Raw genomic sequence first — 22,273 nt, forward strand, 5'->3', positions numbered from 1 at the left:
GCTTCGGTGCTTCGGAGGGGTTGGGGTTGGTCGTTCGGTGGTTTTGGCGAGAGGGAAACACCCGGTCCCATTCCGAACCCGGAAGTTAAGCCTTTCAGCGCCGATGGTACTGCATGGGGGACTGTGTGGGAGAGTAGGACACCGCCGGACTCATATTACGAACAGGCCCCGCCATTCATGGCGGGGCCTGTTCTGTTTCTCGGGCCTCGCCTTGCGGGCGGGGCCTGTTCTGTTTGGGACCTCGCCGTCGTGGTGGGGTCCTTTTTCATGTCCGGGGTGAGTACTCGGGCGGCGCGTGTGTTTCGGGTGGGGCTGTTGGCGGGGGTTTCCCGGGATCTAGGGTGGGCGGCTCGGCATGGGCGGGTCGGCGAACGGGGATTTCATGAACGTGGACGCGGTGCTGTTCGACGTCTTCGGGACGCTGACCGACTGGCGGTCGGGCGTGACGGGCGAGCTGGCCGCGGCGGGGCGTGCGGTCGGTGTGGCGGCCGACTGGGCCGGTGTCGCGGACGCCTGGCGCGGGGCTTATCGGCCGACGATCGCGCGGGTGCTCCAGGGCGAACTGCCGTGGATGCCGCTCGACGCGTTGCATCGGCTCACGCTGGACGGGGTGCTCGCTGAGGGCGGCCTGGGCGAACTGGGTGACGCGGAGCGCGCCGAACTCGTGCGGGCGTGGCATCGGTTGCCCGTGTGGCCGGACGTCGTGGCCGGGCTCGACCGGCTGCACGAGGGGTCCGCGCTCGTCGGGACGCTTTCCAACGGGGGCGTCGGGGCGCTGGCGCGGCTCGCCCGTCGTGCCGGCCTGCGGTTCGACTGCGTCCTGTCGGCGGAGCTGGCCCGCTCGTTCAAGCCCGATCCGCGCGTCTACCGGATGGCCGTGGACGCCCTCGGGACGACGCCCGACCGCGTCGTCCTGGCCGCCTGTCACCCGGACGACCTGGCGGCCGCGGTGGCTGTCGGCCTGCGCACCGCTTACCTTCCGCGTCCGCTGGAGTGGGGGCCGGGCGCCGAACCGGTCCCGGTGCCGGACGGGGTCGACGCCGTCGTCGAGACGGTCGGGGAGCTTGCCGACCTCCTCGGCTGAACACGGTCGGGGAACCTGCCGTTGTCCTCGGCTGAACGCCGCGGTACTCCAGCATCGCACCGGTGATGCCGACCTCTCCCACGTCGGGGGTATTGCGCAGGGTGCTCGGCTCCGTATCGAGCATCCGAACGCCGCGCGATGAGGCGGGCTGTTCAAGGCGCGGCGGACGCTTCCAAACGGGAGAGGAAGGCCGCCGCCGCGTCGAGTTCCGTTTCCGGGAAGACGTGCAGGCCCTCGCGGGTCAGAAGGGCGGCCGTGACGCCGTCGCCGGGAACGGCGCGGCCGGTGAAGGTGCCGTCGTAGACGCGGCGGGAGCCGCAGGACGGGCTGCCCTCTTTCAGGAGCGCCACGCGGGCGCCGGCGCGTCGGGCGCAGGACAGGGCCAGGCGCGCGCCGCGCAGGAAGGCGTCCGTGACGTCCGTGCCCGCGTCGGTGAGGACGCGCGCGGAGCCGTCGAGGACCGCGTCGCCGTCCGCGCGTGCGCCGGGGGACAGCGGGACGATCTCGGCGGGCGGCCGGGGCACCGACAGGCCGCCGGACACCTCCGGGCAGAACGGGACGAGGCGACCTTCCGCGCGCCAGCGGGCGAACAGGTCGTCCGACACGGCCTTGCCCGCGCCGTCGTAGCGCACCGGACGGCCGAGCAGGCACGAGCTGACCAGCACGCGTTCCACCCGATCACCCCCGTCCAGCCGCCCCGCGCGAACCGGACTTCCAGGAGCCGGAGTCGATCGCCTGACATGCGACGGTAACACGAACATAACAATTACCGGCAACCGCATAAAGCTCCCATTAACCGGCGAACACCCGCGATACGGTCCGATCCCATTCGGGGTGCGGGTCCGCGGGGGTCATCATGGGCGACACGAGCCGGTGGCGGGCGCGGTCCGTCCGGGCGAAGATCTTCCTGCTCCTGTTCCCGCCGCTCACCGCCCTGATCGTCCTGTGGGGCTTCGCCGCCACGACCGCGCTCACCGACAGCCTCCGGCAGACCCGCGCGAAGACGTTCACGACGCATGTCGCCGAGCCCACGGACGCCCTCATCGCCGCGCTCCAGGACGAGCGCCGCATGTCCCTGTCCTCCCTGGGCGACGACGCGACGATCGGCCGGGCCGGGTTCGACGCGCAGCGCGCCGCGACCGGCCGCGTCCGCGACGCGTTCCGCCGGGCCGCGGCCGATCCCGCCACGCGCGGCGCGACCCGGGACGAGACGCGGGAGCGGATGACCCGTCTCGCCCGCGCCCTCGACGACCTCGACGCGCTCCGCCAGGCCGTCGACCACCGCTCCATCGACCGCACCCAGGCCATGACGCGCTACAGCGCGCTCATCGACCTCGCCGCCGACGTGTACGACGACGTCCCGTCCAGTGACAGGCAGGTCGTCCGCAACTCGCGGATGCTGATCTCGCTGGAGCGGGGCCGCGAGCAGCTCGCCCGGGAGGACGCGCTGGTCACCGGTGTGCTCGCCGCCGGGCGGATGACCGAGGCCGAGCGGATCGAGGTCATCCGGCTGTCCGGGGCGCGCGAGGCGCTGTACGAGGAGGCGTCGCACTCGCTGAGCGGGCCGGACGCCGTCCGGTACCGGTCGATCGTCGCCGGGCCGGACGCGGCGCGGTTCGAGGAGCTGGAGGCGCGGGTCGTCCGGCGGTCCGCGTCGGGCGCGGTTCCGGCGGTGGACGTCGGCGCGTGGCACACCGCGACGGAGGCGGTCGGCCGCGACCTGTCCGGGCTCGCGACGGACATCCGGACCGTCACGACGGACCGGGCGGGCGACACCGCCCGCACGTTCCTGCTGCGGCTGTGGCTCGCGGGCGGGCTCGGCCTGGTCGCCGTCGTCACCGCGCTGGTGCTGGCCGTCCGCGTCGGCCGCACGCTGATCCGGGAGAGCCGCCGGCTGGCGCGCGACGTGTCGGCGTTCGCGGCCGAGCGCCTGCCCGGCGACGAGCCGTCGGCGCCGGAGGGCGAGCGGCCCGGCATCGCCGCGCCGGAGACGCCGGACGAGCCCGCCTACACGACGACCGAGATCCGCCGCATCGGCGACGCGTTCGCCGAGGCCCGCCGCGCCGTCGAGCGCTCGGCCGCCAACGAGGAAGCCGCGCACCGCAGGCTGAACGACGTCTTCGTGACGCTCGCCCGCCGCAACCAGTCGCTGCTGCAGCGCCTGCTGCGGATGCTGGAGACGATGCAGCGCCGCACCGAGCGTCCCGAGGAGCTGGAGGCGCTGTTCGCCCTCGACCACCTCGCGACGCGGATGCGGCGGCACGCCGAGGGCCTGGTCGTGCTGTCGGGGCGGCCCGCCGGGCGGACGTGGCGCGATCCCGTCCGCATGGTGGACGTGGCGCGCGCGGCGGCGGCCGAGGTGGAGGACTACACGCGGGTGGACGTCGCGCCGATGGGCCGGACCGCGCTGCGCGGCTCGGCCGTCGCGGACACGATCCACCTGCTGGCCGAGCTGATCGAGAACGCCACGACGTTCTCGCCGCCGACGACGACCGTCCGGGTCACCGGGGAGCTGGTCGGCCGGGGCTTCGCGGTCGAGATCGAGGACGGCGGCCTCGGCCTCGCGCCCGACGAGCTGGCGGCGTGCAACGAACTGCTGGCCACCGACCCGGGCGCGCGGCTGGGCGACACGACGCGGCTGGGGCTGTTCGTCGTCGCGCGGCTCGCGGCGCGGCTGGGCGCGCGGGTGACGCTGCGCTCGTCGGCGTACGGGGGCGTGACCGCGATCGTGCTGCTGCCGCTGGACATCGTCGTCGGGCCGCCGCCGGAGCGGGACGTCCCGCGCGAGACCGACGCGGGGCTGCCCGCGCGCCGCCGCCAGACGCACCTGGTCGAGCAGCTCCGCGACGACGAGCCCGCGCTGCTCGCGTCCGCCCCGGAGCCGCGCGCGGCGGACGCCGCGGACTGGCACGGCATCGGCCAGCACAGCATCGGCGAGCACGGGAACGAACGCTACCGAGAAGAACGGCACGGCCGCACCGACGCCTCGGACGCCTACGTGACGTTCAACGAGCCGTCCCCCGGGCCGGAGCCCCGCGGCGACGGGTCCGGTGGCGACTGATGCCGGAGGGTCCGGACGAGCTGTGGGTCGACGAGATGGCCGGTCCGGTCGTCCGCCCCTACGCGCTGGCCAAGGGCCGCGCGCGGCACGCCGACGGCGACGGCCTCGACCTGCTGGCGACGGTGCGGGCGCGCGAGCCGCTGCCCGATCCCGACGCGCTGACCCCGGAGGAGGAGACGATCCTGGAGCTGTGCCGCGCGCCCGTCCCGGTCGCGGAGGTCGCGGCCGAGCTGGCGCTGCCGCTCGGCGTCGTCCGGGTGCTGCTGGGGGACCTGCTGGAGCGCCGGCTGATCGCCGCGCGCCCGCCCGAGACGGTGTCCGGCCGACCGGACACCAGGCTGTTGAAGGAGATGATCGATGGTCTCCGCGCGCTCTGACCGGCCGCCGTCCCGCGCGGCCGCGCTGCTGGCGGCGTCCGTGCTGCTGTTCGCGGCGCTGTTCGGCGCGGCGGGCTGCGGCCTGCTGTCGGACCGTGCCAACGCCGAGACCGTGCCCGGGGTGACGGACAAGCCGTGCCCGCACGCGGTGAACCGGCACCACGGCTGCATCTACCTCGGGACGCTGTCGGACCTGTCCACCGGGCCGTTCAGCTCGCTCGGCGTGCCGCTGACCCGCGCCGAACGGGCGTTCTGGCAGCGCGTCAACGAGGACGGCGGCATCGGCGGCTACGACGTGGACGCCGTCACGTACGTCCGGGACACCGGGTACGTCCCGAGCCGCCACCTGGCCGCGTACCTGGAGATCAAGGACCGGGTGCTGGCGCTGGCGCAGACGCTCGGGTCCGCGACGAGCGAGGCGATCCTGGACGACCTGCGCTCCGCGCGGATTCTGGCGGTGCCCGCGTCGTTCCAGTCGAAGTGGGAGTTCGAGGACGTCATTCTGGAGTCCGGGCCGCCGTACTGCTTCAGCTACATGAACGCCGTGGACTACATGGTGCGGCAGGGCAAGGTGCGGCGGGTCATGAGCGTCCGCTTCGCCGGGGACTACGGCGCGGACGGCGCGGCGGGCGCGCGGATCGCGGCGCGGGCGCACGGGCTGCGCTACAAGGACGTCCAGACCCCGCAGGGCCAGGCGGCGCAGGGCGCGGCCGTCCGCGAGATCCTGAAGTGGCGGCCGGACGTGGTGCTGCTGTCCACGGGCCCGGCGGAGAACGCGGCGATCGTGTCGCAGTCCGTCGCGCACGGGTTCAAGGGCCGGTTCCTCGGCGACAACACGACGTGGAACGCGGCGGTGATGAAGACGCCCGCGGCCCCGGCGATGCGCGGTCACTTCCTGATGCTCGCGTCCTGGAAGCCGTTCGCGACGGACGCGCCGGGCTACACGGCGATGCGCGGCGCGCTCGGCCGCGTCGCGCCCGACGACACCTACACGGCGGGCTGGGTGATCCAGTACCCGCTGAAGGCGGTCATCGAGCGGGCGGTGCGGAACGGGCGGCTGACCCGCGACGGTCTGTACGAGGCGATGAAGGAGACGTCGTTCGTGGACTACGAGGGCATCCTGCCCGCCGCCGCGGGCGACTTCTCCGGCACGGCGAACTCGGCGGCGTTCCGGCAGACGGTGATCGAGCGGCCGGACGCGACCCAGTACACGGGGCTGAAGGTCCTCACCGACTACTTCACCGGGCAGACCGCGCAGCGCTACCGGCTCGACGCGCCCTGCACGAGCGCGAGGTGAGCGGACGGGCGCGGGCCCGCGGCCCGCGCCCGTCCCCGCGTCACTTGCGGCCCGACTGGATGCGGGAGACCGCGAACTGCGCGACCCGGACGGCGCCCGCCGGGTTGAGCCGCACGCCCCGCCACGCGACGCGGCCGTGCGCGGGCGCGACGATGAGGGCCTTGTTGCGGTCCACGCCGCGGACGATGTCGCGGGCCAGCTTCTCGGCGGTGTAGAGCCGGGGCGACGCCTTCTTGATCTCGTTCTTGGCGTCGCCGCTCATCGCCGTCGCGGGCAGGTCCGGGTTGACGTTGGCGAGCAGCGGCGTGTCGACGAAGCTCGGGCAGACGACGCTGACCTTGACGCCGCGCGGCGCGGCCTCGGCGCGCAGGCCGAGGGACAGGCCCACGACGGCGTGCTTGGTGGCGGTGTAGGGGATGCCGACCGGCATCGGGACGAGCCCGGCGAGCGACGCGGTGTTGACGATGTGCCCGAAGCCCTGCTCGAGCATGATCCGGTACGCCGAGTCGACGCCGTGGACGACGCCCTTGAGGTTGATGTCGATCGCGCGGTTCCAGTGGTCGAGGGACAGTTCCTCGGCCAGGCCGCCGATGGCGATGCCCGCGTTGTTGAACACCAGGTCGAGGCGGCCGTGCTCGTCCTTGACGGACCGGTACAGCGCGTCGACGGCGGCGGCGTCGGTGACGTCGAGCGCCGCGGCGGTCGCCTTGCCCTGACCGAGGGTGTTCAGCCTGTCGGCGACCTGGCGGGCGCCGTCGGCGTTGATGTCGGCGACGACGACGGTGTCGCCGCGGCGGACCAGGGACGTGGCGATGGCCCGGCCGATGCCGGACGCGCCTCCGGTCACGATCGCGATGCTCATTGCGTGCTCCGCTCGCTCGGGAAGGCCGTCCGCGGGGCCGGGACGGGGGAGGTGCCCCGGCCCCGCGGCGACGTATTGGATGATGCGTTGAATTGTCGGCGAGTCTACGGTCCCGCCGGGCCCCGCCGACAGTGCCCCCCGCGAGGGGCCGCCGTCAGCGCGCCGGGCCCGCGACCTCGAAGTCCGCGGGGTCGAGCCGGCGCGTGCGGAGCCAGTAGTTCACCGTGGACGCGGGCCACGCGGCCCGGTTCACGCCGTCGCGGTCCAGATACCAGCTCGTGCAGCCGCCCGCGACCCACACCGCGCCCTCGGACTTCTCCTGCACCCACCGGTTGAACCGCCGCTGGACGGCGGGCCGCACCGAGATCCGGCTGCCGCCCCTCGCCTCACGCATCTTCAGGCACTGCAGGACGTACCGGACCTGCGCCTCGATGATGAAGATCATCGAGTTGTGGCCGAGCCCGGAGTTCGGGCCGAGCAGCAGGAACAGGTTCGGGAAGCCCGCCACGGTCACGCCGAGGTGCGCCTCGATGCCGTCCTTCCACGCCTCCTGGATCTTCAACCCGTCGCGGCCGACGATGTGGGCGTGCTCGAACGCGTCGGTGACGTGGAAGCCGGTGCCGAGGATGATCGCGTCGACCGGGTACTCGGTCCCGTCCTTCGCGACGATCGAGTGCGGGCGGACCTCCGCGATACCCGCCGTCGTGACCTCGACGTTCGGCCGGGTCAGCGCGGGATAGTAGTCGCTGGACACCAGCGTCCGCTTGCAGCCCATCGTGTAGTCGGGCGTCAGCTTGCGGCGCAGCCCCGGGTCCTTCACCTGGCGGTTCAGGTGCCACTTCGCCAGGCCGCTCGCGGCCTTCAGCAGCCGGGGGTTCTTGAACCCGAGGACGAAGCTCTCCTGCATCAGGTAGATGCCGTCGCGGTACGCGCGCTGGACGCCCGGCACGCGCCGGAACAGCGCCCGCTCGACGCCGGTGATGCGGCGGTCCGGCTTGGGGATGATCCACGGCGGCGTCCGCTGGAACAGCGTCAGCGAGCCGACCTTCTTCGCGATCTGCGGGACGAACTGGATCGCGGACGCGCCCGTCCCGATCACCGCGACGCGCCTGCCCGCCAGGTCGACGTCGTGGTTCCACTCGGCGGAGTGGAACATCGCGCCCTCGAACGAGTCCAGGCCCGGCAGGTCGGGGACGTTCGGCTGGTGCAGCGGGCCCATGCCCGCCGCCAGCGCGCGGCCCCGCACGACCTCGCCCGGCGCGGCGCCGGGACCGGCGATCGAGACGCCCCAGGTGTCGGACGCGTCGTCGTACTCCGCGCCCGTCACCTCCGCGCCGAACCGGATGTGCTGCTCCAGGCCGTGCTCGGCGACGACGTCCTTGATGTACTCCAGCAGTTCGGCCTGCTTGGGGAACATCCGCGACCAGTCGGCCTTCGGGGCGAACGAGAACGAGTACAGCAGCGACATGATGTCGCAGCCGCAGCCCGGATAGGTGTTCTCCCGCCACGTCCCGCCGACCTCGTCGGCCTTCTCCAGGATCACGAAGTCGTGGACGCCGGACTTCTTCAGCCCGATCGCCATGCCGAGCCCGGAGAACCCGGTCCCGACGATCACCACGCTGTACGCCCGACCCGGCCCCGCCGCGGGCGTCACCACGGCGGGCCGGTCGGCCGGAACGGACGCGGCCATGCTCAGGCGGCCTTGAGGTCCGTGCTGAGCGGACGGCGCGTGCCCGGCTCGTCCCAGATGCCGAACGCCTTCCACAGCCGCTTGTTGACGGGGGTGATGACGCCCAGCTCGTTCATCAGGTCGCGGATCTTGCCGACCGAGTTGGAGATCTCCGCGCGCGAGTCGGGGTTCCGGTACGCCTCGCGGACGACGTCCTGCGGGATGTTGAAGTGCCGCACCATCGGGCCGGGGGGCGACAGCATGATGCGCGCCATCACGCCGAGGACGATCGGCGCGGCGACGCCCAGCACCGCCTTCTGCGACCGGTCCAGGTTCGGCACGCGGTGCTTGAGGTAGTGGCGCGCGAACGAGATGTGCCGCGCCTCCTCCGCGATGTGGATCTTCATGATCATCTCTTCGAGCGGGTGCTTGATGTGCCCGCCCTTGAGCGACTTGCGCTGCACGTAGTCGATCGGGTCCTCGCCGCCGAGCACGAACACGAAGAACAGCTCGGTGCTGACCAGCGGAATCCACGGGGCCGCCTGCGCGACCAGGCTCAGCGCGCGCGGCATCCCGCGGATCGGCAGCTTCGTCCGGTTCACGAACTCCTGGAACATCATCCCGTGGTGACATTCCTCGGTCGTCTCGTGGTAGACGTACCGGAACTCCGGGCGGCCGTTCGGCAGCCGGTACGCGTAGTTCAGCAGCCCGCGCTTGAGCAGGTTCTCGAACTGCAGGCCGATCTTCATCGCCGTCGCCACGCGCCACAGCCCGATCTGCGACCGGATCTCCGGCGGCTGCGACTTGTACCACTCGGTCTCGCCGAGCTTGTCGAACTCGGGCAGCACCCAGCGCGGGTCGTTCTTGTCGACCTGGAGCTCGGGGTCGTCCCACGGGATGTCGGCGTACGCCTCCCAGTGCTTGTCCACCGACGCCTTGTTCAGGCGGCTGATGACGCCCAGGTACGACTTCTTGTCCTTGACCTGCTCGCGCACTTCCTCGGCGAGCTCGGTGGGGGCTTTGGTCATGATGGCGCTCCCTCGGGGGTGATGCGTCCGGCGTCCTCGCCGGTGTCGGGGCCGGTGTCGGGGCCGGTTTCGGGGGTGGGACGGGCGGGATCGCACGGCCCGCCGCTCTCGGGGACGATCAGCGACGCGATGCTCTTGACCTGCGTCAGCACGTCCGCCTGGTGGCCGTCGGCGTCGTCGTCGAGCGCGTTCTGCACCGACAGCCCGACGAACATCGCGTACATGCCGCGCAGCAGCGTCGGCATGAAGTCGTCCGGCAGCGTGTTCGTGGGGAACAGGCGGCCGAAGGTCTCCAGGATCACCTGGACGATCCGCTCGTTCATGTCGCGGCACAGGGGCCGCAGCTCGTCGTCGGTGCGCCCGGCGACGGCCAGTTCCATCAGCGCCTTCGCCGGACGGCCGCGGAAGACGTTCCACAGCAGGTCCAGCGCGCCCTCGACGTTGCGCCGGGACGGCGGCAGGATCGCGAACGCCGACTCGTAGGCGATCCGCTGGGTCTCCAGCATGTGCTCCAGCGCGGCCGCGACCAGGTCCATCTTCGTCGGGTAGTGGTGCTGCTGCGCGCCGCGCGAGACGCCCGCGCGGCGGGCGACCTCCGTCGTCGAGGTCCCCGACCAGCCGAGGTCGACGAGGCACTCCATCGTCGCGTTCAGCAGGCGCTGCCGCGTCCGGGACCGCCGCTCCTCCTGGGTGCGGCGGTTCGACGTGCTGGACGAGCGGCCGCGCGGCTTCCGTCGGCGAGTGCTTACTGACACGGTTCGAAGGTACGAAACCACAAACAAGCAATCAAGCTTGCATGTATGTCGCCCGCGTCACAATTCATGAGGAACCGGGCCGGGGGCCGCGTGATCGCGCGCGGATACAGTGGAGGCCATGCAGGTCATCCAGTCCGCGAAGCTCGCCAACGTCTGCTACGACATCCGCGGCCCGGTCCTCGGCCGCGCCAAGCAGATGGAGGCCGAGGGGCACCGCATCCTCAAGCTGCACATCGGCAACCCCGCCCCGTTCGGTTTCGAGGCCCCGGACGAACTGCTCCAGGACATGGTCCGCAACCTGCCCGACGCCCACGGCTACAGCGACTCCAAGGGCATCCTCCCGGCGCGCCGCGCGGTCGTGCAGCGCTGCGAGGAGCTGGGCATCGGGGGCGTGGACGTCGAGGACGTCTACCTCGGCAACGGCGTCTCCGAGCTGATCGTCATGACGCTCCAGGCGCTGCTGAACAACGGCGACCAGGTGCTCATCCCGACGCCGGACTACCCGCTGTGGACGGCGTCGGTGTCGCTGTGCGGCGGCGAGGCCGTCCACTACCTGTGCGACGAGGACGCCGGCTGGGCGCCCGACCTGGCCGACATGGAGGCCAAGATCACCGACCGCACCCGCGCGCTGGTGATCATCAACCCGAACAACCCGACCGGGGCCGTCTACCCGCGGCCGGTGCTGGAGCAGATCGTCGAGCTGGCCCGCCGCCACAACCTGCTGATCTTCGCCGACGAGATCTACGACCGCATCCTGTACGACGGCGCGGTCCACACCTCCATCGCGTCGCTGGCCCCCGACCTGCTGTGCCTCACCTTCGGCGGGCTGTCGAAGAACTACCGCGTCGCCGGGTTCCGGTCGGGCTGGGTGATCCTGTCCGGGCCGAAGGAGCACGCCGAGTCCTACATCGAGGGCCTGGACATCCTCGCCAACATGCGGCTCTGCCCGAACGTCCCCGGCCAGCACGCCATCCAGGCCGCGCTCGGCGGGAACCAGAGCATCGAGGAGCTGGTGCTGCCGACCGGGCGGCTCGGCGAGCAGCGCGACCGCGCCGCCGACCAGCTCAACGCGCTGCCGGGCGTCTCCTGCGTGCGGCCGAGCGGGGCGCTGTACGTCTTCCCGCGGCTCGACCCGGAGATGTATCCGATCAAGGACGACGTCCAGTTCGCGTTCGACCTGCTGGAGCAGCAGAAGATCCTCGTCGTGCAGGGCACCGGGTTCAACTGGCCCGACCCCGACCACTTCCGGATCGTCACGCTCCAGTACGCCGACGACCTGGAGGAGGCCATCGGCCGCATCGGGGAGTTCCTCGCCGCGCGCCGCCGCTGAGGGATGATGGGCGTGCTCCCGGGGAAAGAGGCCCCTGGAGTTGACAGGGAGGCCAGTGATGAGCACGTCCGCTGAAGACGGGGGCGCGGTCCCGGAGGAACTGGACCGGGAGGAGTGCCTGCGCCTGATCGCGCCGGGGGGCGTCGGCCGCGTCGCGTTCGACGACGGCGAGGGGCCGACCGTCCTGCCGGTCAACTACATCCTCGACGGGGACACGGTCGTCTTCCGCACCACCCTCGGCGGCCGGATCAACACGGGCGTGACGACCGTGCTGCGCGGCGCGGAGGTCCGGGTGGCGTTCGAGGTCGACCGGTTCGACGAGCGCCTGGAGGAGGGCTGGAGCGTCCTGCTGCGCGGGCCGGCCCACCACCTCAGCGAGGACGAGATCGAGCGGGCCCCCAAGGTGCGGCCCTGGCCGCGCGGACCGCGCGAGTCGTTCATCTCGCTGACGCCGGTCGAGATCAGCGGCCGGCGGCTGAGGCGGGGCTGAGCCGGGCGCGCGCCGCCGCGGCCGTCAGCCCGCGGCGGCGTCGAGGCGGCGCAGCGCCCCCCGGGCGACCTGCGGGTCCGTCGTCGCCCAGAACGGCGGCAGCGAGTTCTTCAGGAACGACCCGTAGCGCGCCGTCGCCAGCCGCGGGTCGAGGACCGCGACGACGCCCCGGTCGTCCATCGACCGCAGCAGCCGCCCCGCGCCCTGCGCGAGCAGCAGCGCCGCGTGCGTCGCGGCGACGGCCATGAACCCGTTCCCGCCGTGCGCGGCGACGGCCCGCTGCCGCGCCGAGGCGACCGGGTCGTCGGGGCGCGGGAACGGGATGCGGTCCATGATGACGAGCTGGAGGGACGGGCCGGGCACGTCCACGCCCTGCCACAGCGACAGCGTCCCGAACAGGCAGGTGCGCTCCTCCTCGGCGAACCGCTTGACCAGCAGCGCCGTCGCGTCGTCGCCCTGGCACAGCAGCGGGTGCGACAGGTGGTCCTTCAGCTCGTCGGCGGCCTGCCGGGCGGCGCGCATGGACGAGAACAGGCCGAGCGTTCGGCCGCCCGCCGCCTCGACCAGCTCGGTGATCTCGGTGAGGCACGCGTCGGCGAGGCCGTCGCGGCCGGGCTGGGGGAGGTGCCGGGCGACGTAGAGGATGCCTGATTTCGGGTGGTCGAAGGGGGAGCCGACGTCGAGGCCGCTCCACTTCAGCGGTTTGGCGTCGTCCTTCTTCTCCTCGGCGGCGGCGCCGAGCGGCGGCAGGCCCCACTGGCGGGCCAGCGGCTCGAAGGAGCCGCCGAGGGTGAGCGTCGCGGACGTCAGCACGGTCGTGCGGTCCTCGAAGAGGGTGCCGCGCAGCAGCCCGCCCACGCCGATCGGCGCGACGTGCAGCGTCGGCGGGCGGCTCGGGCGGCCCTCCGGCGCGAACGGCTTGGCCAGCCACACGACCTCGGTGCGCGCGGAGATCTCCGGGACGAACGCGTCCAGCAGCCGGACGGCGGTGTCGTGCAGGTCCTCCAGCGCGGAGCGGGCGGCCTTGCGCGCGCCCGCGTCGGCGGGGTCGGCCTCCTTGCGCTCGGGGCCGAGCGCGGTCTGGCAGCCGTGCGCGGCGTCGCGCAGGACGGCGAGGGTCGTGCCCAGGGCGTGGGACAGGACGTCCATCCGGCCGTCCGGCAGGTCGTCCAGCAGTGAGCCGAGCGCCTCGCCCGCCTCCGCGAGCCGGTCCGCGACGGCGTCCTCGACCAGCCGGCCGAGGCGCTTGGCGGCCGACGCGACGCCCGGCCCGCTCAGCTCGCCGGTGGCGACGGAGGTGACGCGGTCGACCAGCTCGTGGGCCTCGTCCACGATGACGACGTCGTGCTCGGGCAGGACCTGGAAGTCCTCCAGCGCGTCGATCGCCAGCAGCGCGTGGTTGGTGACGACGATGTGCGCCTCGCCCGCCGCCGCCCGCGCCCGCTCGGCGAAGCACTCGGTGCCCTGCGGGCAGCGGGTCGCGCCGAGGCATTCGCGCGCGGACACCGCGACCTGCCGCCACGCCTGCTCGCCGACGCCGGGGACGAGTTCGTCGCGGTCGCCGGTGGTCGTCTCGTCGGCCCACTCGTGGAGGCGCTTGACCTGGCGGCCGAGGGACGAGAGCTGCTGCGGGTCGAACAGGCCCTCGCCGTCGTCGTCGTCGGGTGCGCCGGTCTGGACGCGGTGCAGGCACAGGTAGTTGCGGCGGCCCTTGAGGATCGCGAACTTCGGCTCGACGTCGAGATGCGGCCTGAGCGCCTCGGCGAGCCGGGGCAGGTCCCGGTCGACGAGCTGGCGCTGCAGCGCGATCGTCGCCGTGGACACCACGACGGTCGTGCGGCGGGTGACCGCGTGCCGCAGCGCCGGGACGAGGTAGGCCAGCGACTTGCCGGTGCCGGTGCCGGCCTGCGCGGCGACGTGCTCCCCGGACGCGATGGCGTGCTCGACGGCCCGCGCCATCGCCACCTGGCCGGGCCGCTCGGCGCCGCCCACCGCCTCGACGGCGGCGGCGAGGAGGACGTCGAGGTCCGGCGCGTCGCCGGGGGCCGGGGCGTCGTCGGGGGCGTCGGTCAGCAGCTCAGGGGCGGGCACCCCGACACGCTACAGCGTGATCTCGCGGCCCCGGCGCGGACTGCGGAAGAGCCGCCGGGCTGGACGGCCGGTGAGACGTGAGGCTAATCACTCGTCACAACCGTCACACGGACCCCTCCCGACCCGCATAATGCAAGCGCTTACTTATAGGGGGTCCGATGACCGATTCCGCGCTCTCGGCGCGCGCGCGGGTGAAGTTCGGCGCCATCGGCGTCGCCGTCCTGGCGGGGGCGGTGGCGCTCGTCGGCCTCGGGGCGCGGAGCCCCGACGGCGGGGACACCGAGTACACGGCCGCGTTCGGCCGGGCCGGGCAGGGCCTGGACGAGCGGTCCGACGTGAAGGTCCGGGGGATGACCGTGGGCCGGGTCGCGTCCGTCTCGCTGCGGGCGGACGGGCGGGTGCTCGTCCGGATGAAGGTCCGGCGCGACGTGCGGGTGCCCCGCGAGGCGCAGGCCCGCGTCGACCCGGTTTCGGTGTTCGGGCCGAAGGAGATATCGCTCGACCTCGGGGACCAGGCCGGGCCGTATCTGGCGTCCGGCGGCGCGATCACGCGGACCGTCGACCCGTCCGATCCGTCCGACACCGCCTGGCCCGCCTACCGGGCCGCGTCGGCCGTGGACCCGCAGGACGTCGCGACGCTCGCGCACACGTTCGGGCGGGGGCTGGCCGGATCGGGGCCCGCGCTGCGGCGCGGCCTCGACAACGGCGCGTCCGTCATCGACGCGATGTACGGGGACCGGACGACGCTGCGCGACCTCGTCCGCGACGTCACCGGCGTCTCCACCGCGCTCGGCGGGCGCGGGGACGCGATCGTCGGCGCGACCCGCGACCTCAACGGGCTCGCGCCGCTCGCGGACGACCGGCTCGCGGCGCTGCTGGACGAGTCCGCGCGGCTCTCCGAACGCGTCGGCGGAACGCTCCAAGCGCAGGGCGGCGCCCTCGGCGGGATCATCGACCAGGGCGGCCGGGCCGCGTCCGTCGTCAACGCCGCCGGGCCCGACCTGATGGAACTGATCGACGGGCTCAACGGGTTCTTCACCGGCATCGCGGACGTCATCGACACCGACGGGCCGCAGGGCGCCCGGCCCGCGATGCTGCGCGTGCCGCTCACGCCGGACGTCTGCGCGATCATCATCGACCTGTGTCCGACCCGGGGTCCGAGCACGCCCTGACGTCGGCGAAGATTGGCGCGTGTCTGCGGAACGAGAAGTCCTCACCTGGGAGCTGTTCGGGACCGCGAGCCGCGACCTCGCCCGCGAGGTCGCCGCGAGCGGCTACCGGCCCGACCTCATCCTGTCGATCGCGCGCGGCGGACTGTTCGTCGCGGGGGCGCTCGGCTACGCGCTGGACGTGAAGAACCTGCACGTCATGAACGTCGAGTTCTACACCGGCGTGGACCAGCGGCTGGAGATGCCCGTCATGCTGCCGCCGACGCCGAGCGCGGTGGACCTGTCGGGCGCGCGGGTGCTCGTCGCCGACGACGTGGCCGACACCGGCGCGACGCTCAAGCTCGTGCGGGACTTCTGCGCCGACCACGTCGCGGACGTGCGGTGCGCCGTCGTGTACGAGAAGCCGCACTCCGAGGTCAAGTGCGAGTACGTGTGGAAGCACACCGACCGGTGGATCAACTTCCCGTGGTCCACCGAACCGCCCGTGGTGCGGCGCGACCAGCAGGTTCTCGACGCCTGACCCTCCGGGGTTCTCCACAGGGCCGATCCGATTTCGGCGGGGGCTCGCGGCGGCGGTGACGCTCGGCTCCATGAGCGAACCGCTGACCATCCGCGAACCCGGGGACGCCATCGCGGCCGTCCCCTTCATGCTCGGCTTCCATCCGGCCGACAGCCTCGTCTGCCTGGCGTTCGGCGGGCCGCGCCGGGCGTGCGCGATCCGGCAGGACTTACCCGGGGCCGACGAGCACACGGCGGCCGTCGTCGCGCGGAACGGGTTCACGCGGGCCGTCGTGCTCGGGTACGGGGACGCCGCCCGGGTGGAGGGCGCGGCGGCGGCGCTGTGCGCGGCGCTCGCCCGGCACGGCGTCGCGGTGGTCGACGCGCTGCGCGTCCTCGGGGACCGCTGGTGGCCGCTGGCGTGCGCGGGCGGTCCGGCGGCGGCGAGCTGCCCGCCCGAGGGCCGCGCCGCCGGGACGGCCGCCGCGCGGGTCACGGCCGAGGCCGTGTACGCGGGGCACGCGGCCTTCGCCAGCCGCGCCGACCTGGCGCGCAGCGTCGCGCGGGTCGAGGGCGCGGCGCGCGTCGCGATGCGCGCCGCGACGGCCCGTGCCGAGATCCGCTTCGCCGACCTCACGGAGTCGGGGGGCACGGCCGCGGCCGAAGGGGTGCCGTTCGTCGCGGAGCTGCTGGAACGGCACCGGGCGGACGGGCTGCTGCCGGACGACGACGACCTGGCGTGGCTCGGCGTGCTGCTGACCGCGCCGCGCGTCCGGGACGAGGCGTGGGTGCGGGTCAGGGGCGACGACCCGGCCGCCGACGTCGAGTTCTGGCGCGACGCGACCCGCCGCGTCGCCCGCCGGTACGCCGCCGCGCCAGCGTCCCTGCTGGCCTACGCCGCCTACGTGCGCGGCGACGGCGCGCTCGCGAACGTAGCCCTGGACCGCGCCCTCGACGCGGCCCCGGCCTACTCGATGGCCCTGCTCCTGCGCGAGGCCGCCGCCCTGGGCGTGCCGCCCGCCGCGATCCGCCTCCGCCTGACCCCGGACGACCTGGAGGTGATCTCCGACCGCACCCGAAAGCCCTGACCGGGCCGCGCCCCGCGCCCGCCGCCATTCGCCTGAGCCGGGACGACTTCCCGAGAGACAACGGAATGAACGGAGCGAACGGCGAGCCGGCGGAGTTTTGAGCGACCGAGCCCGCGCGCGGGGAGGCGTTCGAAGTGAACTGAGGAACTCTTGACCCGAACGCCTCCCGACCACGTGTTCAAAGGACGGAGCGTGAACGACGCGTCATGTGCGCAGGAGAGACGTTCGAAGCGGGGATAATCGCGCCGGTCAGGAAGAGGAGACCGACTCGCCGGGCTTTCCGGGGTCGACGCGGGCGGCGCGGTTGCGCTCGTTCCAGGCGCGCATGCGCGGCGGGTAGCCGACCGCGTGGACGTCGTAGACCGGCAGGCTCAGCTCGTGGGCGAGCCGGGCGATGACGCGCGGGGAGCCGACGCGGCGGCGGGTCCACTCGCCGTCGTGCGCGACGGCGACGGCCGTCGTGTCGGTCGCGAACGTCTCCGGCTCGACGAAGAACTCGACGCCGCGCCGGGAGCGCGCGAAGGCGACGAGCGCGTCCAGGTCGGCGTCGGTGGCCTCGCGGTCGAGCGTGTTGCGGCGCGCGCCGCCGTGTCTGCGCAGGCCGAAACGGTCCCGGAACCTCATGGCGTCCCCCGTCCGTCGTGTTCGCCGCCGGGCGATATCCGGGGCGATGGGCAGAGTATGACGATAACGACCATCGAGACGCGCGGGTTCCCGACGCCGGGAATTCCGGACCGCCGCGTTCTAGAATCAATGAATCGGGGCGGTCGGAGGGGGAATCATGACGAGTCGCGTGCGCTGGAGCGCGGCCATCGCGGGAACGGTCGCGGTGTGCGGTTGGGTCAGCGCTTTCGGAACGGCGGCGGCCGATCGGCCGTTTCCCGCCGCGGGCGCGGGCGCGGGCGCGGAGGGCACGACGCCGCGAGCCCGGACCGATTCCGGCGGGGCGCTTTCCCGGAACGCCGCGCACCCGGAATCCGCCGCGGCCCCCGAGTCCGCCGTGCCTCCCGAATCCGCCGCACCTCGGGAAACGGCCGCGCCGCCGGAATCCGCGGCCCCCGAATCAGGGGCGGCCGGGGAACCGGCCGCGCCCCGCCGCGTGGACTGCGCGCACGCCAAATGCGTCGCGCTGACCTTCGACGACGGCCCCGGCCCCTACACGGCGAAGCTGCTCGACATTCTCGCGGCGCGGCACGTCCGGGCGACGTTCTTCCTGGTCGGCACGAACGCGCGGGCGTACCCGAAGCTGGTGCGCCGCGAGCGCGCCGAGGGCCACGTCGTCGCGAACCACAGCTGGGACCACGCGGACCTGCGCCGCAGGTCCGCCGCCGGGGTCCGCTCGGAACTCGCGCGCACGCAGCGCGCCATCGAGCGCGCGGGCGGCGGGACGCCGACGCTGATGCGCCCGCCGTACGGCTCCACGAACGGGACCGTCGCGTCCGTCGCGCGCGGCCTCGGCCTCGCGCAGATCCTCTGGACCGTCGACCCGCTGGACTGGAAGGACCGCAACACCGCCCTCGTCACCAAGCGCGTCGTGCGCGGCGCGCGGCCGGGCTACATCATCCTGTCCCACGACATCCACCGGACGACCGTCAACGCCGTCCCGGCGATCATCGCCCGCCTCAAGGCGAAGGGCTACGTCTTCGTCACGGTCCCCGAACTCTTCAGCGGCCACCTCAAGCCGGGCCACAAGTACTTCAAACGCCCCCGCTGACCCACCCGCCCGCAACCCTCCGGCGGATGGCGGACGTCCGCCGGTGGACGAAGGGAGGCCTCCGCCGGACGGGCGGACAGCGCGTGTCCGGCGCACGGGCGGAAGCGGGTTCCGCCGGACCGGCGCCAAGCGGAGGCACGGCGGCCGGGCACCCGACCGGACGCCCGCAGCGGACGGCGGACGCGTGCTCCGGGCGGAGGGCGGGTCCGCCGGGTGGGCGAGGGCGGGGTCAGGGTCGGGTCAGGGGGTTCCCCGATGGCGGGCGGCCGGCGGGGCGCGGAGCATGGGGGCATGGACCGTTTCCCTGCCGCCGGCGCCCCGACGACCGGCCATCTGCGCGTGTCCGACGCCGAGCGCGACGCGGTCGTCGCGCGCCTCCAGGAGGCGTACGCCGAGGGCCGCCTCGACCACGACGAGTTCGACCTGCGCGCCCACCTCGCGATGACCGCCAAGACGCGGGGGGACCTCGACCCCCTGGAGCGCGACCTCGCCCCGGCGCCGCGCGGCGCGGGACGCCCCGCCGACGGGGCCGCGCCGACCGGCGAGGACCGCGTCCTCGCCGCCCTGTCCCACTTCCTCGGCGTCCCGACCCTGTTCGTCGGCCCGCTGATCATGATGCTGACGAGCGGGAAGCGCTCCGCGTACGTCCGCCGCCACGCGGTCGAGGCCGTCAACTTCCAGTTGACCGTCCTGCTCGTCACGGTGGTCACGTTCGGGCTCGGCGGCGTCCTCTATGCCCTGACCTGGGCGGTCGCGGCCGTCGCCGCCGCCGTCGCGCTCGCCGGGAACGGCTTCCGGACCCCGTGGATTCTGCGTCTCGTGAGATAGTGCGTAGCGCTGTTTATTCCCGAGGGTGCCTGTGAGCACCCTCTCGCCCGATTATGTGGACGATACATGGGATGATCGGTTTACTGTCTCGGGGAGGGGTAGATGACGGACCTGTCGGTCAACGGTGATCACGCACGGGCGGTCGAGGCGCTGCGCCGGTCGTACGCGGCGATCCCGAAGGGCCAGCCGATCCGGCTGGCGAAGAAGACCTCGAACCTGTTCCGCTGGCGCGACCCGTCCGAGGCCCCCGGCCTGGACGTGTCCGGCTTCGACCGTGTGCTGAGCGTCGACCCGGAGACCCGCACCGCGCAGGTCCAGGGCATGACGACCTACGAGGACCTGGTCGCCGCGACGCTGCCGCACGGCCTGATGCCCACGGTCGTCCCGCAGCTCAAGACGATCACCCTCGGCGGCGCGGTCACCGGCCTCGGCATCGAGTCGACGTCGTTCCGCCTCGGCCTGCCGCACGAGTCGGTGCTGGAGCTGGAGGTCCTGACCGGCGACGGCCAGGTCGTCACCGCCACCCGCGACAACGAGCACCGCGACCTGTTCTACGGCTTCCCCAACTCCTACGGGACGCTCGGCTACTCGCTGCGGCTGAAGATCGAGCTGATCGAGGTCAAGCCGTACGTCCGGGTGCGGCACCTGCGGTTCGCGGACGCGGCGGCGCTGAGCACGGCGCTGGCCGAGCTGGTCGAGAGCGGCGTCTACGAGGGCGAGACCATCGACTTCATGGACGGCACCGTCTTCTCGGCGGACGAGCAGTACATCACCCTCGGCTTCTTCGTGGACGAGGCCCCCTACACGTCCGACTACACGGGCCAGCGGATCTACTACCGGTCGATCCAGCAGCGCTCGGTCGACTTCCTGACCGTCCACGACTACATCTGGCGCTGGGACACCGACTGGTTCTGGTGCTCGGGCGCGTTCGGCGTGCAGAACCCGCTGGTGCGGCGCGTCTGGCCGGACCGCGCCAAGCGCTCGGACGTCTACCGCAGGCTCGTCGCCTACGACCGGCGGTACCAGATCCTCGCGCGCATCGAGCGGTGGCGCGGGCTGCGGCCCCGCGAGGACGTCATCCAGGACATCGAGGTCCCCGTCGAGCGGGTTCCGGAGTTCCTGGACTTCTTCCACGCCAAGGTCGGCATGAGCCCGATCTGGCTGTGCCCGCTGCGCGCCCGCGAGTCCTGGCCGCTGTACCCGCTGGAGCAGGGGCGGACGTACGTCAACGCCGGCTTCTGGGGGACGGTCCGGCTGCCCCCGGGCCAGATCCCCGAGTACCACAACCGCCTCATCGAGCGGGAGGTCGCGGCGCTGGACGGGCACAAGTCGCTCTACTCGACCGCTTTTTACGGCCGCGACGAGTTCTGGCGCTACTACGACGGGGAAACCTACCAGCGGTTGAAGGCGGGCTACGACCCCGCCGGACGGTTGCTGGACCTCTACGACAAGTGCGTGCGCGGGCGCTGACGCGTCCGCGGCCATCGGGGGAAGGCCCCGGCCGGGGCCGGTGCGCAAGCCGCGGCCCCGGAGGGGCGTGGAGACAGGAGGAAGAAAGATGACGCTGGCCAAGGTCTTCGAGCAGTTGGCCGGGCCTGGGGCGCCAGTGGAGTTCTCGGCCTATGACGGATCGCGCTCGGGGCAGCCGGGCGCGGACATCCGGTTCGACGTGCGCTCCCCGTACGCCGTCTCGTACCTGGTCCACTCGCCCGGCGCGCTGGGTCTGGCCCGCGCGTACGTGAGCGGCATGATCGACGTCAGCGGCGACATGTATACCGCCCTGTCGACGATGCAGCAGGTCCTCGACGACGTGACGCCGCGTGACAAGCTTCGGATCATCGCCGGGGTCCTGGGCGACCCGCTGCTCCGCGCGGCGACGTCCCGCAGGCTCCCCCCGCCGCCGCAGGAGGCGCCGTTCAGCCGGGTGCCGTCGTGGCTGCGGCACTCCAAGAGCCGTGACGCGCAGGCGATCTCGCACCACTACGACGTCTCCAACACCTTCTACGAGTGGGTCCTCGGCCCGTCGATGGCGTACACGTGCGCCTGCTATCCCACCGAGGACGCCACCCTGGAGGAGGCGCAGTTCAACAAGCACGACCTGGTGGCCAGGAAGCTCGGTCTCAGGCCGGGCATGCGGCTGCTGGACGTGGGCTGCGGCTGGGGCGGCATGGTGATGCACGCCGCCAAGGAGTACGGCGTGAAGGCGCTCGGCGTGACGCTGTCCAAGCAGCAGGCCGAGTGGGCGCAGAAGGCCATCGCCGACCGGGGCCTGTCGGACCTCGCCGAGGTGCGCCACATGGACTACCGCGACGTCGCCGAGACGGGTTTCGACGCGGTCAGCTCCATCGGCCTCACCGAGCACATCGGGAAGAAGAACCTGCCGTCCTACTTCTCCTTCCTGTACGGGAAGCTGAAGCCGTACGGCCGGATGCTGAACCACACGATCACCCGGCCCGACAACCTCGCGCCGTCGATGAAGCAGGGCGGCTTCATCAACCGGTACGTGTTCCCCGACGGGGAGCTGGAGGGGCCGGGCTTCATCCAGCAGGCGATGAACGACTCCGGGTTCGAGATCCGCCACCAGGAGAACCTGCGCGAGCACTACGCGCGGACGCTGCTGGGCTGGTGCAAGAACCTGGACGAGCACTGGGACGAGGCCGTCGCCGAGGTCGGCGAGGGCACCGCGCGGGTGTGGCGCGTCTACATGGCGGGCTGCGTCATCGGGTTCGAGCAGAACTGGATCCAGCTCCACCAGACGCTGGGCGTGAAGCTCGACGAGAACGGCGCGTCGCACATGCCGCTGCGCCCGACCTGGGCGTCGTGACCGGCTGACCTGCGGCGGGGGCCGCGTCGGGGCGACCCGGCGCGGCCTCCGCCGTTTCTGCGGGGTTTCGGCCGGGTGCTTTCCGGTGGTATCTCGGTGTTCGTCCGG

At 72.9% G+C, this 22,273-nt stretch carries 20 protein-coding genes and 1 rRNA gene; 14 read left to right on the plus strand and 7 right to left on the minus strand.

What is annotated here, in order from left to right; all coding sequences use genetic code 11:
- Positions 1–33 precede the first annotated feature (33 nt).
- Positions 34–150: ribosomal RNA gene (gene rrf, locus G339_RS0110515) — 5S ribosomal RNA — on the plus strand.
- A 232-nt stretch (positions 151–382) separates the two neighbouring features.
- Complete coding sequence (locus G339_RS0110520; RefSeq protein ID WP_033322890.1) at positions 383–1,084, plus strand: haloacid dehalogenase type II; 702 nt, start codon at positions 383–385, stop codon at positions 1,082–1,084.
- A 152-nt stretch (positions 1,085–1,236) separates the two neighbouring features.
- On the opposite strand, the gene G339_RS0110525 is transcribed toward G339_RS0110520, so the two are convergent.
- On the minus strand, positions 1,237–1,758 hold the full coding sequence (locus tag G339_RS0110525; RefSeq protein ID WP_019631041.1) for a 2-thiouracil desulfurase family protein: 522 nt from the start codon (positions 1,756–1,758) through the stop codon (positions 1,237–1,239).
- A 182-nt stretch (positions 1,759–1,940) separates the two neighbouring features.
- Between G339_RS0110525 and G339_RS33220 the strand changes: the two genes are divergently transcribed.
- The 3 genes from G339_RS33220 to G339_RS0110540 are packed head-to-tail and all read left to right on the plus strand — an operon-like array spanning position 1,941 to position 5,819.
- Positions 1,941–4,145 carry a sensor histidine kinase gene (locus G339_RS33220; RefSeq protein ID WP_051107812.1) on the plus strand — a complete coding sequence of 735 codons (2,205 nt, stop codon included), beginning with the start codon at positions 1,941–1,943 and terminating at the stop codon, positions 4,143–4,145.
- The gene (locus tag G339_RS0110535) at positions 4,145–4,522 is read left to right on the plus strand and encodes a DUF742 domain-containing protein (protein WP_019631042.1); all 378 of its coding nucleotides are present in this window, start codon (positions 4,145–4,147) and stop codon (positions 4,520–4,522) included. Before G339_RS33220 ends, G339_RS0110535 begins: the two co-directional genes overlap by 1 nt.
- Complete coding sequence (locus G339_RS0110540) at positions 4,503–5,819, plus strand: ABC transporter substrate-binding protein (RefSeq protein ID WP_019631043.1); 1,317 nt, start codon at positions 4,503–4,505, stop codon at positions 5,817–5,819. Before G339_RS0110535 ends, G339_RS0110540 begins: the two co-directional genes overlap by 20 nt.
- A 40-nt stretch (positions 5,820–5,859) precedes the next feature.
- Here the strand turns inward: G339_RS0110540 and G339_RS0110545 are convergent, their stop codons facing one another.
- The 4 genes from G339_RS0110545 to G339_RS0110560 form a co-directional block, all read right to left on the minus strand.
- Complete coding sequence (locus G339_RS0110545; protein ID WP_019631044.1) at positions 5,860–6,681, minus strand: SDR family NAD(P)-dependent oxidoreductase; 822 nt, start codon at positions 6,679–6,681, stop codon at positions 5,860–5,862.
- A 154-nt stretch (positions 6,682–6,835) separates the two neighbouring features.
- Positions 6,836–8,371 (minus strand): flavin-containing monooxygenase, encoded by a 1,536-nt coding sequence (locus G339_RS0110550; protein WP_019631045.1) that lies wholly within the window; start codon positions 8,369–8,371, stop codon positions 6,836–6,838.
- Positions 8,372–8,373: 2 nt separating this feature from the next.
- Positions 8,374–9,378, minus strand: coding sequence for an AurF N-oxygenase family protein (locus tag G339_RS0110555; protein WP_019631046.1), 1,005 nt, complete (start codon positions 9,376–9,378; stop codon positions 8,374–8,376).
- The gene (locus G339_RS0110560; RefSeq protein ID WP_240489785.1) at positions 9,375–10,133 is read right to left on the minus strand and encodes a TetR/AcrR family transcriptional regulator; all 759 of its coding nucleotides are present in this window, start codon (positions 10,131–10,133) and stop codon (positions 9,375–9,377) included. Before G339_RS0110560 ends, G339_RS0110555 begins: the two co-directional genes overlap by 4 nt.
- 118 nt (positions 10,134–10,251) lie before the next feature.
- Here G339_RS0110560 and G339_RS0110565 point away from each other — a divergent pair, with 118 nt between their 5' ends.
- Both G339_RS0110565 and G339_RS0110570 read left to right on the plus strand, forming a co-directional pair.
- The gene (locus G339_RS0110565) at positions 10,252–11,463 is read left to right on the plus strand and encodes a pyridoxal phosphate-dependent aminotransferase (protein ID WP_019631048.1); all 1,212 of its coding nucleotides are present in this window, start codon (positions 10,252–10,254) and stop codon (positions 11,461–11,463) included.
- A gap of 58 nt (positions 11,464–11,521) precedes the next feature.
- Positions 11,522–11,953, plus strand: coding sequence for a pyridoxamine 5'-phosphate oxidase family protein (locus G339_RS0110570; protein ID WP_019631049.1), 432 nt, complete (start codon positions 11,522–11,524; stop codon positions 11,951–11,953).
- 24 nt (positions 11,954–11,977) lie between these two features.
- Here G339_RS0110570 and G339_RS0110575 read toward each other — a convergent pair whose 3' ends face one another.
- Positions 11,978–14,044, minus strand: coding sequence for an ATP-dependent DNA helicase (locus G339_RS0110575; protein WP_019631050.1), 2,067 nt, complete (start codon positions 14,042–14,044; stop codon positions 11,978–11,980).
- A gap of 158 nt (positions 14,045–14,202) precedes the next feature.
- On the opposite strand from G339_RS0110575, the gene G339_RS0110580 reads away from it, so the two are divergent.
- The 3 genes from G339_RS0110580 (at position 14,203) to G339_RS0110590 (ending at position 16,799) form a co-directional block, all read left to right on the plus strand.
- Positions 14,203–15,216: an MlaD family protein gene (locus G339_RS0110580; RefSeq protein WP_019631051.1), complete on the plus strand. Its 1,014-nt coding sequence runs from the start codon at positions 14,203–14,205 to the stop codon at positions 15,214–15,216.
- Between the two features lie 19 nt (positions 15,217–15,235).
- A complete protein-coding gene (locus tag G339_RS0110585) occupies positions 15,236–15,733 on the plus strand; it encodes a phosphoribosyltransferase (RefSeq protein ID WP_019631052.1) in 498 nt (165 codons plus the stop codon).
- Positions 15,734–15,803: 70 nt separating this feature from the next.
- Positions 15,804–16,799: a DUF4192 domain-containing protein gene (locus G339_RS0110590; protein ID WP_033322898.1), complete on the plus strand. Its 996-nt coding sequence runs from the start codon at positions 15,804–15,806 to the stop codon at positions 16,797–16,799.
- A gap of 249 nt (positions 16,800–17,048) precedes the next feature.
- Here the strand turns inward: G339_RS0110590 and G339_RS0110595 are convergent, their stop codons facing one another.
- Positions 17,049–17,423 carry a hypothetical protein gene (locus tag G339_RS0110595; protein WP_019631054.1) on the minus strand — a complete coding sequence of 125 codons (375 nt, stop codon included), beginning with the start codon at positions 17,421–17,423 and terminating at the stop codon, positions 17,049–17,051.
- A 475-nt stretch (positions 17,424–17,898) separates the two neighbouring features.
- Here G339_RS0110595 and G339_RS33225 point away from each other — a divergent pair, with 475 nt between their 5' ends.
- From G339_RS33225 to G339_RS0110615, 4 genes are all read left to right on the plus strand, one after another.
- The gene (locus G339_RS33225; RefSeq protein ID WP_051107823.1) at positions 17,899–18,513 is read left to right on the plus strand and encodes a polysaccharide deacetylase family protein; all 615 of its coding nucleotides are present in this window, start codon (positions 17,899–17,901) and stop codon (positions 18,511–18,513) included.
- A 291-nt stretch (positions 18,514–18,804) separates the two neighbouring features.
- The gene (locus G339_RS0110605; protein WP_019631056.1) at positions 18,805–19,341 is read left to right on the plus strand and encodes a DUF1707 and DUF4870 domain-containing protein; all 537 of its coding nucleotides are present in this window, start codon (positions 18,805–18,807) and stop codon (positions 19,339–19,341) included.
- A 102-nt stretch (positions 19,342–19,443) separates the two neighbouring features.
- The gene (locus G339_RS0110610) at positions 19,444–20,811 is read left to right on the plus strand and encodes an FAD-binding oxidoreductase (RefSeq protein ID WP_019631057.1); all 1,368 of its coding nucleotides are present in this window, start codon (positions 19,444–19,446) and stop codon (positions 20,809–20,811) included.
- A gap of 88 nt (positions 20,812–20,899) precedes the next feature.
- On the plus strand, positions 20,900–22,165 hold the full coding sequence (locus G339_RS0110615) for an SAM-dependent methyltransferase (RefSeq protein WP_026341327.1): 1,266 nt from the start codon (positions 20,900–20,902) through the stop codon (positions 22,163–22,165).
- The last annotated feature ends 108 nt before the right edge of the window (positions 22,166–22,273 follow it).

This window comes from Actinomadura atramentaria DSM 43919, from assembly GCF_000381885.1.
GTDB lineage: Bacteria > Actinomycetota > Actinomycetes > Streptosporangiales > Streptosporangiaceae > Spirillospora > Spirillospora atramentaria.